13 protein-coding genes are annotated in these 14339 nt (G+C 62.8%); 8 read left to right on the top strand and 5 right to left on the bottom strand.

The genetic code is table 11. The features are described from left to right. Nucleotides 1-280: 280 nt before the first annotated feature. From J3R84_RS35650 to J3R84_RS35630, 5 genes are read left to right on the top strand one after another with little or no spacing between them, the layout of a single operon-like run. Nucleotides 281-1204 (top strand): amidohydrolase family protein, encoded by a 924-nt coding sequence (locus tag J3R84_RS35650; RefSeq protein WP_025430362.1) that lies wholly within the window; start codon nt 281-283, stop codon nt 1202-1204. 18 nt (nt 1205-1222) lie between these two features. After that, complete coding sequence (locus J3R84_RS35645) at nt 1223-2167, top strand: amidohydrolase family protein (protein WP_025430361.1); 945 nt, start codon at nt 1223-1225, stop codon at nt 2165-2167. Nucleotides 2168-2227: 60 nt separating this feature from the next. Beyond that, complete coding sequence (locus J3R84_RS35640; protein ID WP_203527490.1) at nt 2228-3601, top strand: UbiD family decarboxylase; 1374 nt, start codon at nt 2228-2230, stop codon at nt 3599-3601. Nucleotides 3602-3604: 3 nt separating this feature from the next. Beyond that, entirely contained in the window at nt 3605-4192 is a 588-nt protein-coding gene (locus J3R84_RS35635; protein ID WP_203527492.1) for a UbiX family flavin prenyltransferase, read from the top strand. Nucleotide 4193: 1 nt separating this feature from the next. Then, a complete protein-coding gene (locus J3R84_RS35630) occupies nt 4194-5126 on the top strand; it encodes an XdhC family protein (protein ID WP_203527494.1) in 933 nt (310 codons plus the stop codon). Nucleotides 5127-5169: 43 nt separating this feature from the next. On the opposite strand, the gene J3R84_RS35625 is transcribed toward J3R84_RS35630, so the two are convergent. Beyond that, nucleotides 5170-6174 carry a substrate-binding domain-containing protein gene (locus J3R84_RS35625; protein WP_025430357.1) on the bottom strand — a complete coding sequence of 335 codons (1005 nt, stop codon included), beginning with the start codon at nt 6172-6174 and terminating at the stop codon, nt 5170-5172. A 136-nt stretch (nt 6175-6310) separates the two neighbouring features. Here J3R84_RS35625 and J3R84_RS35620 point away from each other — a divergent pair, with 136 nt between their 5' ends. Genes J3R84_RS35620 through J3R84_RS35610 form a run of 3 tightly spaced genes read left to right on the top strand, consistent with a single transcriptional unit; the run spans nt 6311 to nt 9773 of the window. Beyond that, on the top strand, nt 6311-7672 hold the full coding sequence (locus tag J3R84_RS35620; protein ID WP_225906218.1) for a uracil-xanthine permease family protein: 1362 nt from the start codon (nt 6311-6313) through the stop codon (nt 7670-7672). After that, nucleotides 7669-9069 carry an amidohydrolase gene (locus J3R84_RS35615; protein WP_203527496.1) on the top strand — a complete coding sequence of 467 codons (1401 nt, stop codon included), beginning with the start codon at nt 7669-7671 and terminating at the stop codon, nt 9067-9069. The genes J3R84_RS35620 and J3R84_RS35615 overlap by 4 nt, the downstream gene beginning before the upstream one ends. Continuing rightward, complete coding sequence (locus J3R84_RS35610; RefSeq protein ID WP_057216871.1) at nt 9066-9773, top strand: sulfite exporter TauE/SafE family protein; 708 nt, start codon at nt 9066-9068, stop codon at nt 9771-9773. The genes J3R84_RS35615 and J3R84_RS35610 overlap by 4 nt, the downstream gene beginning before the upstream one ends. A gap of 464 nt (nt 9774-10237) precedes the next feature. Here J3R84_RS35610 and J3R84_RS35605 read toward each other — a convergent pair whose 3' ends face one another. The 4 genes from J3R84_RS35605 to J3R84_RS35590 all read right to left on the bottom strand — a co-directional run bounded on the left by J3R84_RS35605 (nt 10238) and on the right by J3R84_RS35590 (nt 14339). After that, nucleotides 10238-10942, bottom strand: a complete 705-nt coding sequence (locus tag J3R84_RS35605) for a GntR family transcriptional regulator (RefSeq protein ID WP_025430353.1) — start codon at nt 10940-10942, stop codon at nt 10238-10240. 188 nt (nt 10943-11130) lie between these two features. Further along, nucleotides 11131-12327 carry a cyanate transporter gene (locus J3R84_RS35600; protein WP_203527497.1) on the bottom strand — a complete coding sequence of 399 codons (1197 nt, stop codon included), beginning with the start codon at nt 12325-12327 and terminating at the stop codon, nt 11131-11133. A gap of 138 nt (nt 12328-12465) precedes the next feature. After that, complete coding sequence (locus J3R84_RS35595; protein ID WP_156408056.1) at nt 12466-12603, bottom strand: hypothetical protein; 138 nt, start codon at nt 12601-12603, stop codon at nt 12466-12468. Continuing rightward, nucleotides 12600-14339: a dipeptide ABC transporter ATP-binding protein gene (locus tag J3R84_RS35590; RefSeq protein ID WP_203527498.1), complete on the bottom strand. Its 1740-nt coding sequence runs from the start codon at nt 14337-14339 to the stop codon at nt 12600-12602. Before J3R84_RS35590 ends, J3R84_RS35595 begins: the two co-directional genes overlap by 4 nt.

Genomic DNA, 14339 nt, shown 5'->3' with positions numbered 1-14339 from the left:
TAGATTAATTTTTTTATTGACATAAAGCCCGTCCCGTGGTTTCCTCGACAGCGAGTAGAAGCACCGACAATTGCTCACCGTCTGTTGGAAGATGAGGCCGCGATGTCGATGCTCACGAAGAATGGAATACCCGTTGGTTGCAGCCGCCCTGCGGCATCCGCACCAGCTTTCCTTCCCCGTCATCGGCATTTCCTGAGATCGCGGATCCACGCCCGCTTCGGCCGGCCTGGTTCACTGCGCGGCCCCGCATCGACCGGACCCTCTACGACAGGAGAACGCAATGATAATTGACCTAAGCTGCTACCCCACCGACCTGGTGGACCTGGCTTGGCGCCACGACGGGGCGCCGTTCACCGGTGAGCGGCTGCTGCAGATGATGGACGGCCCCTATTACGTCAACGGCAAGCCGCGCCGTATCGACAAGGCCTTCATCCAACCGCCGCAGGGCAACACCATTTACACCCACGAGGTCATGGACCTGGAAGGCAAGGCCGCCATCCGCCAGTACATGGCCTATACGGAAAAGATGGTGACGGAGCATCCCGACCGTTTCCTCGGCTGCTTCGTCTACAACCCGCGCTACGGCACGGCAAATGGTGCCGAAGAGATCGAACGCTACGCCAAGGAGTTCGATTTCAAGATGGTGCAGCTCCAGGCGAACATGCACGCCTACCGCCCGGACCGCGCGCTCGACTGGTTACGGCCGGCCATGAAGAAATGCGCCGATCTCGGCCTGATGGTGAAGGTGCACACCGGCGACGGTCCCTATTCGATCCCCACGGAGTTCTACCCGATCATCCGTGAGTTCCCGGAAGTGAACTTCATCCTGGCGCATTTTGGCGTGCAGACGGGCGGCGTCTATGTGTTCGAGCCGATGCAGATGGCGCTCGACACGCCGAGCGTCTACGTGGAATCCGGCTGGTGCCTTCAGTCGCGTATCGTCGAATTCGCCAAGGTCCTGCCCAAGCACAAGATCCTCTTCGGCTCCGACACACCGCCGAACGAGCCGGGCATGTGGATCAACCTTCTGGAAGTGCTGTGCCACGAACCGCCGCAGGGCCTCAACCTCGATGAGGATACGCTCGAAGATTATCTCGGCAACAACGTCGCCCGGATGATCGGGCTGGAAGCGACGAAACCACCGGCCACCGTCGAGGAAGCCGAGGCGTATCTGCGCCAGCACGGCGTAGCACTTGCCGCGTAAATTTGAACGGAGTGAACAATGATCATCGATACCCATCTTCACCCGACCAACCTCGTCGACGAGGCGTGGCGTCACACGGGCGAGCCCTTCACTGGCGAGCGCATGCTCAAGCTGATGGACGGCCCCTATATGATCAACGGCAAGCCGCGCCGGATCGACATGGGCTTCATCCAGCCGCCGCCGGGTAATACCGGCTACCGCGACGGCAACCGCAAGGGCCGCGACGGCATTCGCGACTACATGGCCTATTGCGCCGAGCTTTGCCAGAAATACCCGGACCGTTTCATCGGCAACTTCAACTACAACCCGCGCTGGGGGCCTGAAAACGGCGCGGCGGAGCTGGAATTCCATGTCAAGGAATACGGCTTCAAGATGCTGAAGCTGCACGCCAACATGCACGGCTATCGTCCCGACCGCGCGCTCGATTGGCTGCGTCCAGCAATGAAGAAGTGCGCCGAACTCGGCGTGGTCGTGCTGATCCACACCGGCGACGGGCCCTATACGATCCCCACGATGTTCTACCCGATCATCCGCGAATTCCCGATGGTCAACTTCATCATCGGCCATTTCGGAATTCAGACGGGCGGCAACTATTCGTTCGAGTCGTTCTGGATGGCCATGGACACGCCCAATGTTTATTGCGAATCCGGCTGGTGCTTCCAGTCGCGCATCGTCGAGTTTGCCCAGCAACTGCCGAAGAACAAGATTGTCTTCGGCACGGACAGCCCACCGAACGATCCGGGCATGTGGCTGCGCGAACTCGAGGTGCTTTGCAAGGACCCGCCGCACGGCATCAACCTCTCCGAGGACGATCTGGAAGGTTATCTCGGCAACAATATTGCAAAGCTCGTCGGCATCGACCCATCGCCGCCGCCACGCGACCTGAGGGACGCCCAGGCGCGCCTGAAGGATAGTTATGCCGGTGTCGATCGTGCCACCGGCCGGCATCTGGAATTCGCCTGATTTGACGACAGCGGCGCCCTTTGGGGCGCCGCCACCCATCCGCAGCATCGAGGCCGAGACATGACCAAGTATCACAAGCAAGACGTTCGCCGTTTCCTGGTCGACTACCGGGAAGACCATGGCCAGGACGTCATCACCATCGACCGGCCCGTCTCGGACGATCAGGACGTGACAGCGCTGATCTGGACCCTTGCCAACAAGGGCCAGCATCCGATGCTGCACCTCACGAATGTCAGCGGCATCGGAGCTGAAGTGCTCTCGAACATCTTCGCCTCGCGTGACCGCATCGCCCGTCTTCTGGGCTCGACCGCCGACACCCTGCATGAAGCCTATCAGGCGCGCGCCAACCGGCCGTTCACACCTGAGCTTCTGGAAAGTGGCCCGGTCACTGACGAGATCATTTCCGGTGATGCCGTCGATCTCCACGCGCTGCCCATGCTCAAGCACTTCGACACGGACCGCGCGAAATACATCACCAGCGGTATCATCATCGGCGAGCATCCCAAGACCGGTGCCGGCAATCTCAGCTACCACCGCGCGATGATCCATTCGAAGAATTCGCTCGCGACCTCGCTGCATTCACGTGGCCATCTCTGGCGGTTGATGAACATGGCGAAGGAGAGGGGCGAGCCCATGCCGGTCGCCATGGTGATCGGCGGCCATCCGCTCTTCATGCTCGCCGCCTCTGCCCGTCTTGCCTTTGGCGAGGATGAGCGCGATGTGGCGGGCGGCCTGATGGGCGAACCCCTGCAGGTGGTCCGCACGCCGAAATATGGAATCCGCGTTCCCGCCCATGCCGAAATCGTGCTGGAAGGTGTGCTGGATCCGGAAGCCCATGTGGAGGAGGGGCCGTTCGGCGAGTTTACCGGCTATTCCTCCGACCGCTCGACGAACAATCTCTTCACCGTCGAAACCATTATGCGTCGGCGTGATGCCATCCTCGTCAGCGTTGCGGGCGGCAATTCCGCCGAACACCTCAATCTCGGCCGTGTGCCGCGTGAGGCGGAGGTGGTGGAAAAGCTGAGGGCTCGCTTCCCTTCGATCACGGCAGTGCACTACCCGTCCTCGGGTACCCATTTCCATGCCTATATCGCGATGAACCAGATGCGCGAGGGCGAGGCCCGACAGGTGATGCTCGGTCTCCTCGGCTGGGACCAGTATCTGAAGACTGTCGTCGTCGTGGATGCGGATGTAGACATCACCCGCGACAGCGAAGTGCTCTGGGCGCTCGCCACCCATTTCCAGCCCCACAATGACGTCGTCATCATCGAGGGCCTGCCGGGCAATGCGCTCGATCCCTCGGCAAGCGGCATTGGCACGACCTCGCGCATGGGCCTCGATGCCACGCGCGGGCCGAATTTCCACGGCGTGCGCGCCCGCATCAGCGACGAGGCATCCGCCCGCGCAGCGGCACTCCTCGAAAGTGTGGGATAGGCGATGACAACGCGGCCCAGACGCATGATCGTCGGTATTTCGGGTGCTTCCGGCGTGGTCTACGGCAAGCGCATCCTCGAAGTGCTGCGCGACCTCGACATCGAAACGCACCTGATCATGTCGCGCGCGGCCTGCATCACGCTTGCGGCCGAGGCGGATTTTTCGAAGCAGGATCTCGAGGCGCTCGCCACGACCACCCATTCCAACAAGGATATCGGGGCCGTCTGTTCCTCCGGCTCCTACAAGACGCTCGGCATGATCGTCGCGCCCTGTTCGGTAAAGACGCTGGCAGAGATCGCGACCGGCACGACCGACAACCTGCTCTCGCGCGCCGCCGACGTGGTGCTGAAGGAGCGCCGCCGCCTCGTGCTGATGCTGCGCGAGACGCCGCTCCATCTCGGCCACATCCGTAACATGGCGCAGGTCACGGAGATGGGCGGCATCATCTATCCGCCGGTGCCGGCCTTCTACGCCAAGCCCCAAAGTCTCGACGAGATGGTCGACCATACGGTTGGCCGCGTGCTCGACCTTTTCGACCTCGACCCTGGCATCGTGCGGCGCTGGCAGGGAACGCAGGCAGGGGCCGAATAGCATGACCGCCCGCATTGCTCCCGACCTGGAACCGATCGCGCACGTCCCCCGCGCCGCCTTCCTGTCGGACGATGCGATCGACATCCTGCGCTTTGCCGCAAAGTCTCTTGAAGACGGCTACGTTGCCGCCCTGGTTACGCTCGTTCAAATCCATGGCGGAGCGGCCCGCGCCATCGGCGCGCAAATGGCGGTGCGGCAAGACGGCCTCTATTGCGGGTTTGTTTCCGGCGGCTGCACCGAGGCGGCGGTCGCGACTGAGGCGGTGATCGCCCTGCAAAATGGCACGGACCGAAATCTCCGGTTCGGCGAAGGTTCGCCCTTCCTCGACATCGTGCTGCCCTGCGGCGGTGGCATCACGCTCGCGATCCACGTCATCCGCGATGCAGCCGCTCTGCTCCGGACACTTGCGGCCTTACAGAAGCGCACGCCCGTTCGCCTGCGCTACCATCCCCGCGAACGGACGCTCGTCTTCGAGCCGGGCGAGGGGGCGACCGGTTGGCAAGGGGATTGCTTCGTGCGCGCCTACCGCCCACGGCAGAGGCTTCTCGTCGCCGGTACGCCGATGGAAGCCGGCGCCGTGGCACGCGTCGCAGCCGCGTCCGGCTACGAGATCATGGCCGCCGAGTGGGGCCGGATGCTTCCGCAGGATCAATTGGACGGGGATACGGCCGTCGCGCTCCTGTTCCACGATATCGACCGGGAATTGGCATTGCTCGAGCGTGCCTTGGCATCGTCGGTCTTCTACATCGGAGCGCTCGGAAGCCGGCGCACCCATGCCAAGCGCTGTACGGTCCTACGGCAGCGCGGTTACGGCGAGGCCGACCTTGCCCGCATCAGGGCTCCAATCGGAATCTTCGACAAGGCAAGGGACGCGAATTCGCTTGCCCTTTCGGTCGTTGCAGATGTCGCGAAATCACGCACGGCGTCCGAGTAATCAGGGAAATGTCCGGTGCCCTCCAGGATTGCAATGTACAAACCTACACCGGTGACGCCCCCGACGAAGCTCGCGGCACCAGCGTTGGTGGCGACACAACGCCTGGTTCGTGGTCGTGGTGGCCCAGACGGGCCAGGAGCAGATCGACTGCCGCCGCCGCCACCTGATCGAGATGAAGATTAACCGCCGTGAGGGGCGGGGTGGCCAACTTGGCACGCATGCCGTCATAACGGGTCGCAAGGCGGAGGTCCTGGGGGACCTTGCGTCCGACGGAGCGTGCCGCGTCCAGAACGCCGGTCGCAAAGGCGTCGACCGGCACGCATAGGGCAGAAATGGTGGGGTCCGCCCGCAGGAGAGCTTCGGCGGCCACGGCCGCGGCCTGTTCGCCCCCCCGTTCGTCAACGCGAACGGCAAGGGGTGAGAGCCCGGCTTTCGCCATGCGCTCCGCATAGATGGTTTCCATCTCGATATAGGAATTGCGTCTTTGCACGCCGGTTATCAGCCCGACGCGACCGCCGCCTGCGAGCAGGTGATCGAGCATTAGGTGGGCCGTTGCCCCACTCTGCAGATCCACGAAGGGAAGGTCGTCCCGACCGGGCGCGCGTCCGATGGAGACGACATCCACGCCCCGATCGAAGAAGAAATCCAGCACCGGATCATTGAGTTCCGGCTCGACGACGATGGCGCCATCCACTTCAAGCGCGTCCAGGCTGTCGCTCGGACCAAGTGGAGGCACGAGGCACAGCGCGATGCCGCGCGAAAAGGCTGCGACGGCGGCGGCCGCGGCGATCTCCATCAGGAAACCCAGGCGCGAGGGACCAGCAGCAACCGCGAATGGCATCGATGAGACGAGCGCGATCGATCCGGCCCTTCCGGTTCGCAAGCGTTGCGCACGGTGGTTGGGCCTGTAGCCAATTGCGTGTGCGAGTGCCTCGATGCGCTTGCGTGTTTCCGGCTCAACATAGCGGCGCCCGCTAAACGCGTGCGACACGGTGGTGACAGACACGCCCGCCGCCTTGGCTAGGTCGGCGATAGTAGGTTTTCCCATGATGCCTCCAGTTTGCCCGTCTTAGCATGTCGCCGGCACTCTGCAAAACGATTTGCATTCCCGAGATTCCATGGTACGAGTCGCGTCATGCAAAACGATTTGCATGACGGCTTGAGGAGGCCGGGAGGAGGAAATGATGCAAAATGAAATGAATGGAGTGGTCGATCCGGCCGATGAAAGGCTGCCATTGCGCAGCCTGGTCTTGTTTGGCGTTCAGCACGTCCTGGTGATGGCGGCGTCTCCTATCACCGCCGTTTTTCTGGTGAGCAAGGCTCTTGGCTTTTCCGAGGCGGTGACGGTCTCGCTCATCAGCGCAACCTTTTTTGTCTGCGGCCTCGGTTCGATGCTCCAGAGCTTTGGTCCGAAGGGTTTTGGCGCGCGCTTGCCCTTTGTCATGGTACCGGGCGGCGCGCCGATCGCCATCTTCCTGGTGATTGCGCAGCAGACCGATGTCCAGACGGCGGTGGGCGCTGTCATTGTGACGGCCATCTTCTATTTTCTCGCGCTGCCCGTCTTTCGCCGGCTGCTGCGCTACTTTCCGCCAATCGTCGTCGGAACGATGCTGCTCTTGGTCTCTGTCAATCTCGTGCGCATCTATGGCGTGACGATCACCGGCAAGCCCGGAACTGAAGGCTTCGCGGCGCCGATCGAGGTTGGTCTGGCCCTGATCACCATCATTCTGACGGTCGTCGCTGCGCGCGTCTTTCGCGGTACGCTTCAGCGGCTTGCCGTCATGCTCGGTCTGGTAGGCGGTTCACTCGTCGCTCTCACCCTCGGCCATATGGATTTGTCCGGCGTCCTCGTCGGCCCGGTCGTCGCCGTTCCGCAGCTGTTTCCGTTCGGCATGCCGAAGTTCGATCTTATCGCCGCCGTGCCTCTCATCGTCTTCTCGATCATTTCGATGGCGGAGGCGACCGGTCAGACCATCGCCACCGCCGAGATCGTCGGGCGTAGGGGAGATGTGCATGCGATCGTTCCGGCAACCATTCGCGGCGATGCGTTGATGTCTCTCGTCGGCGGCCTGTTCGGCACGTCCTTGATCATCACCAGCGGCGAGAACGTCGGCATCGTGCGCGCCACCAATGTCAAGTCGCGCTACGTAACCGCCATGGCGGGCGCAATTCTCGTCCTGATCGCTCTCGTCGCGCCGGTCGGACGCATGGCCACGGCGTTGCCTGGTGCTGTCGTCGGCGGCACGGCGGTCATCGTCTTCTCGATTATCGGCGTCATCGGGATCGACCTTTTGCGTCGTGTCGATCTGCGCGAACACGGTCCGATGTTCACCCTGGCCTCAGCCCTGTCGATCGGCCTTCTGCCGATCCTGGTGCCGGGCGTCTACAGCCAGTTTCCGCAATGGACGCAGATGGTCCTCGGCAACGGGCTTGCCGCTGGCACCATCACGGCCGTCGTCGTCAACGCCTTCTTTTCCCACTATGGCGCCGGCACTGCGGCATCGGCGCCATCACTGCAATCCACTGCCCAGGGAGCAAACGAGTGACCGCAATCCGCCCAAAACTGTCGACAACCGATGATTTGCTTCTGCGTCCAGGTTACATCCTGCTGCCGGAAGGGCCACGGGCCGGTATGGCCGTCGTCATACGCGCCGGCAAATTTCACAGGGTCGACACGGCGCAGGCGATAACCAGGGACTATCCGGAGCTCGCGCCGACCGACCTGCCGGGTCATCTGCTGATGCCCGGCTTCGTCGACACCCATACGCACCTGACCCAGTCACTCGGCAAAGCCCTGGTATTCGGGGAGCCGTCCGAGATCTTTCGGCGGATCTGGGTGCCGCTGGAAGGCAGTCTGGACGAGCGAATGGTCTATCTCTCTGCCAAGCTCGCCGCACTGGAGTGTCTGCGCGGTGGGTTCACCACCGCCGTCGATGCCGGCACCCGTTCGCAGGGCCATATCGGCGCGCTCGTGCGCGCCGCGCGCGAAGTCGGGCTTCGCAGCGTCGTCGGCTTTATCTGCAATGATCTTGGCGGCGCCGCGCACATCCCTGAACCAGACGTCATCCTGCAACAGGCCGAGGAGCACCTGTCGACCTTTGGCAGTGATCCGCTGATCCATCCCTCTCTGGCGATATCCATTCCGGAAGCCGCCAGCGATGCGATGTTGAAGGCGGTTTCCGACATGGCGGCCGCGGCCGGGGTCGTGTTCCAGACCCATGTCAACGAACATCTCGTTGCCGTGGAACGTTCGCTGGTGGCGAGGGGCCGCCGGCCAATCGAACACCTGGACCACCTGGGGGCCCTCGGCCCCCAGGTTCTGCTGGCGCATTCAACGCTCGTCACACCGCATGAACTCAACCTCTTGCGGAAAACCGACACCGCCGTCGCCTACAATCCAGTGGCAAGTCTGTGGAAGGGCAATGCGGTGGCGCCAGCGCTGCATATGGCAGCCCTCGGCATCCGCTTCGGGCTGGGCACCGACGGTACCCGCGCCGACGGGTTTCGGCTCATGGATGCGGGCGAAGGCTTGCAGCGCGCGGGCATTGGCCTTGCTACGGGAGATTCGTCCTGCGGTGGCGGCTCACTCTGGCTGGATCGTGCGACATCCGGCGCTGCGAACGTCGTGGGCCTATCGGCGGTAACCGGTTCAATTGTCGAAGGCCTTGCCGCCGACTTCCTGCTCGTCGATCTCGACCGCCCGGAGTTTACCCCCTCGCACGATCTCATGTGGGAGCTTGTCCGCTACGGCAATCGCGACCAGATCGATGCCGTCTTCACCGGCGGGCGCCTCAGGCTTTGGCAAGGCTGGCCCATCGACTGGGATGCCCGGGCATTGTTGGCGGAGATAAGGGGCGCGGCCGCTACTGCTATCGCGGCAGCGCCGATCCAGAGAATTCACCCGCTCTCCGAAACGCATCGCGGTCTTGGGCACTATCAATGAGCATGAGCCTTATCGCCATTCTGGCCATCGTGACGTTCGTCTCCGCGTTCATCCAGGGCGCACTCGGGATCGGCTTTGCCCTGATTGTCGCGCCGGTCGTCGGGATGTTGAAGCCTGAACTGCTTCCAGTGACACTGCTCCTGTTGATGCTGCCGCTCAATCTGCATGTCGCGCTGCGCGAGCGCGCGCACGTCGACTGGTCGGGCGCGACCTGGATCACCGTTGGCCGGTTTGCTGGAACGTTCGCCGGTCTCTGGTTGCTGGCCGCGCTTTCACTCGACCAGCTGGACCTTGCGGTCGGTATTTTCACGGTGATTGCCGCCGCCGCCGCTCTTGTTGCCCCACCGTTTACGCCGAACAAACCGAGCGCCCTCGGTGTCGGCCTGTTCACGGGGGTCACCGAAACCGCCACCGGCATCGGCGGCCCACCTCTCGCCTTGCTCTACCAGCATGCCAAGGCACCGGTCTTGCGTGCAACGGTCGCCTTTTGCTTTCTCGTCGGGGAGGTGATGTCGCTGGTCGTGCTGGCTATCTCCGGACGACTGGGTTTTGAGCAGCTGCTTGCGGCACTCTATTTGACACCCGCCGTCCTGCTTGGAAGCGCGGTCTCCAGGTTGGCGCATCATCGTATCGGCGGACGCGGTCTTCGCGTTGCCGTTCTGAGTTTTGCCATCGTCAGCGGAGTGTTTCTCATTGTGCGCTGAGGCAAGGAGGGACGAAATTCCACACGCGCATGGGGGCCGGAAGGCGCCCGCTGGGTCTTGCAGCATGCTCTTCATTGGCTACAGGCCGTCCGGGAAAGGTTAGGGTATTGGCTGTTTCGGCGGAGAGTTCCGTACTTTTCGGTGGCTTTGTGCGGATTGAATACAAGATTATAGGAGAAATGCATTCAATCTGGTTGGAGTTGCACGCCAGGCTACGTTGCAAGGAGGATGCTTGGCGTGGTGCCGGTCATCCTCGTCGTCTTCCTGCTCTTGCGGCTCAGTCTGGGTGATCCGGCGATCCTGACGTGTCGGAGCGCAGCGCTCAGGGATACGAGGTCGTCACCCGTCTCACCCTGTTTCGTCTAGTGCGCTTCCGCTTCAGACGGAACCGCACAAACGCCATAACTCTTTGTTTTTACGCATTTCCTGGCGGAAAACCGCTTCGCACTTTTCCTGGAAATGCTCTAGGCAAGGCCCTCCGCCGCTGCGTAGGCGGACAGCACCTCCTTGATGTTTCTGTCGCCATCCGTGGGAAGGAGTGCGCGTGTCGTAACCGACTCGAGGTGATGCCCCATAAGGGTGGTCGCCTCGTCGGTCTTGCCAGCAATCAAGTTGTCCAGAAGGTCCCGGTGTTCCGATACGGCGCATTCCGAAGAATGCGGTCGGCCATAGAGCGCGAGGATCAGGGAACTTCGGGCGACCAGTTCGTTCACGTAACGAATTAGGCTCGTGTTGTTCGTCATCTGCGCAAGGAGGGTATGGAACTCGCCCGCCAGCCGGATCGACGGAGCCCGCTCCTTCTTAGCGGCTTCCTCGAGCGAAATATGCGTGGAAAGCACGTCGATTTGCTCGCTGGTCAATTTGCCCGAAAGTGTTTCCACCACGAGCCGTTCCAGCGCCATCCGAGTAAGGAACAGATTGCGCCCTTCTTCGAGCGTCGGCCGTGAAACCATCGCCCCCTTGTTCGGGCGTAACTCGACCAATCCCTCCTGGCTAAGGCGAACCAGCGCCTCGCGGACCAGGGTTCGGCTGACACCAAGCCGTTCGCCGATAGAATCTTCCGGCAGTTTTGATCCTGGCGAAAGCGCCTGGTCGAGGATTGCGCGTTTCAGGACACGATGAACGGCCTGAGCGCGGCCACCGCCTACATCGCTCTCTTTCTTTGCCATTCTGATTTCTCCAAATCCTGGTGATTGTCACCTCGAATTGCATACAAAATGGCGGCATGTCCAGTGCCTTGGTATCTCGAGAGGCAAGCTGTTTCGACACCCGTCCTGTGCGAGGTCCGAGGCATCAACGTCGACCGAACGTGACGAGGCCAAAGTGCCACCGCCGATTCAGAGCAAATCATTTTCGCTCAGATCGGTGATTGCATCGCTTGCGCATAGCGTGATGGGTTGAAGCGCATGTAAAGGAAGAACACGCTGGCGACGCAGAGAAGATGCATCACCCAGCCAGGGGCGAAGCTGCCGCTGACGTCGTGCAGGAATGCGGTGGCGAAGGGGCCGAGGGACGCGATCAGGAAACCGCCACCCTGCATCAACGCCACCAGCACGCCCGCCTCCTCCGGCCGCGGCAGGTGATCGAGGGCGGTGACGATCGCCAACGAGAAGCTGCTGCCGAGGCCGGCGCCGCACAAGGCTGCCCAGACGGCGGGCGCTGCCTGCGGCATGAAAGCGAAACCGGCAAAGCCGACTGCCTGCATCGCCAGCGTCATGCGGAGGAACGCTCGCCGGTCGATGCTGCGGCGGGCAAGAACCGGCAGGGCGAGGGCCGCCGCTGCCTGACAGATTGCCATCAATGCCACGAGATTGCCGCTGTCGCCGCTGCTCCAGCCAAGAGATTGGTAATAGGAGGCCAGCCAGGCGACGGCGGAGGAGTAACCGGCGTTGACCAACCCGAAGGCGACGATAAGCGTCCATGTACGAGGCCGGCGGAGCAATCTGCCGGTGAGCGCTTTGTCTGGACGGTCGCTGCGCGAGTCCGACAGGATGAAACATGCGGCGCAGAGAGCGACAAGTGCGGGCGCCGCGAGCCAGGCCAGCGCTGGGCGCCAGCCGTAACCGTGATTGACGAGAAGTGGCGTCAGCCGCGCGCCTAAGGCCCCGCCACCCATCAGGAACGCGGAATAGAGTCCAGTGACAACCGGGATGCTTTGGGGAAATTCCGCCTTGATGATGCCGGGAAAGGCCGCCTGGATGAAGGCGGCGCCGGCGCCACAAAGGGCGGCGGTTGTCACCAACGCTGCGCCGCCGGGCGCGACGAGCCGCAGCAGGGAGCCGGCGCCTAGCACAAGCAGGGCGATGAGAATACCGCGGCGCGTGCCGATCCTGGCCTGCAGCGAGGGCGACACGAAGGCGCCGACGCCCATCAGCATCATCGGCAGCAGCGTCAGCAAGGCCAGACTGCCATATCCCATTCCGGTTTCGGCGACGATCTCGGACAGCACGGGCCCCGGTGCGGTGAGAAACGGCCGCAAATTGACAGCAACCAGCAAGACGAGGATGAGCAGCATCCATTGCCGGCCCGTCGCGGGCTGGGTTGATTTCGGCATGATCGGGTGTTTCCTTTACGTCTTCTTTTTATTGCGGTGACCCGAAAAGGCATGCGCGCAGTGGTGCACCAATTCGTTCGCGACGTGCAATAACTTCGGCACAGCAGCAAAGCCACGCCGTGCACGGGATTCATTCAATCAAATCCGTATCTCGGCTGTGACGCGGAAGACGCGCGGCGTTTCCAGCGTATCGCGCAAACCTGACCAGTCGATCATGAGATCGGCTTCAAGCTGGGCGGCATCGAGAACGGCGTGCCGGCAAGGGGAGATTCTCATCCGTTTTGCCATCCACGGCCAGGCCGAGGCGAGTTCGCGCCCAGGATGCGCTCAAGTGACGGGGCAAGGCGAAGAAGCTCACGGGTATATTCGTGTTGCGGCGCGGTGAAGAGCGTTTCGGTATCGGCAAGCTCGACAATCTGCCCTGACTTCATGACGGCCACGCGGTCGCACATCTGACGGATCACCGCGAGGTCGTGGCTGATGAACAGCATGGAGAGGCCGGCGAGGTCGCGCAGATCTTTCAGGAGGTTGAGGAGCTGCGCCTGCACCGAGACGTCGAGCGCGGAGGTCGGCTCGTCGCAGATGAGCAGCGAAGGGCGCGGCCCGAGAGCGCGCGCAATGGCGATCCGCTGGCGCTGACCGCCGGAGAAAGCGTGCGAGAAGCGCGCGCCGGCGTCGGCGGGAAGGCCGACAGCTTCGAGCAGCGTCGTGGCGTCCTGCCGGGCTTCCTGCGCATTGGAGGCGAGCTTGTAGAACAGGATGGGCTCCGCAATCGCGGAGTTGATACGCAGGCGCGGGTTGAGTGCCGAATAGGGGTCCTGGAACACCATCTGCAGGGACTGGCGCACCGATTTTTCACGTCGGGCGCCGAGCGCCGTTCCCTGAAAATCGATGGTGCCCGAACTCTGGGTGACGAGGCCGGCTATGGAGTTGGCGACGGTGGTCTTGCCGCAGCCGGATTCGCCGACGAGGCCGAAAATCTCGCCGCGCCGGACGTCGAACGAGACGCCCTTGACCGCCTTGAAGACCGACGCCTTGCGGCCGGGGATCAACGAGCGGCTGCCATACTCCACAGCAAGGTCGCGCACGGAGAGTACCACGTCGTCACGGCTGCCCGCCTCGCTCTTTGCACTCTTGCGGCGCACGGTGGCGCGGGCGTCGAGCGACACCTGCGTTTCCTCACTTGGGACCGGTAGACGCTCAAGGCGTGTTTCGATGGGCGGCACGGCGGCGATCAGCGTGCGGGCATAGGGCGCCTTCGGCGCGGTCAGCACCTCGCGCGTCGGCCCGCTTTCCACCACCGCGCCGTTCTGCATGATGGTGACGCGGTCGGCGATCTCGGCGACGACACCCATATTATGCGTGACGAGCAGAATGCCGACGCCGCGCTCGTCCGCAAGATCGCGGATGAGCTTGAGGATCTGGGCCTGCACCGAGACGTCCAGCGCCGTCGTCGGCTCGTCGGCGACGATAAGCTGCGGATTGCATGCGAGTGCGGTGGCGATGACCACGCGCTGGCGCTGTCCGCCGGAAAGCTGGTGCGGATAGCTGTTGAGCCGGCGTTCGGGCTCCGGAATACCGACGGCCTTCATCAGTTCCAGCGCGCGGGCCTTCGCCTCCTTGGACGAAAGCTTTAGATGGGTGAGCATGCCTTCGCAGAGCTGGCTTTCCACCGTGAAGAGCGGGTTGAGGCTCGTCATCGGATCCTGGAAGATCGCGCCGACATCGCGTCCGGGCACAATGCCTTCGGTGCGGCCGGTGCGTAGGTCGATCTGCTTACCGGCGATGACGATGGAGCCGGATGCGATTCTGCCGGGGGCCTGCAAGAGACCCATCAGCGCGTTGCCGACAGTGGTCTTGCCGGCGCCGGATTCACCGACGAGGGCGTGGATTTCGCCGGGCCGGATCATGAGATCGGTGTTCTTGACGGCCTTAAGCGTGCTGCCGTTGGCCAGCGGATACTCGACGCAGAGATTGCGGATGTCGAGGACGGGGAGCGTGGTTTCGGTCAT

Origin of the sequence: Ensifer canadensis (assembly GCF_017488845.2) — a bacterium.
Taxonomy (GTDB): Bacteria; Pseudomonadota; Alphaproteobacteria; order Rhizobiales; family Rhizobiaceae; genus Ensifer; species Ensifer canadensis.
Note: the sequence above shows the minus strand (reverse complement) of the source record. Positions and strands in the feature narration are given on the sequence as shown.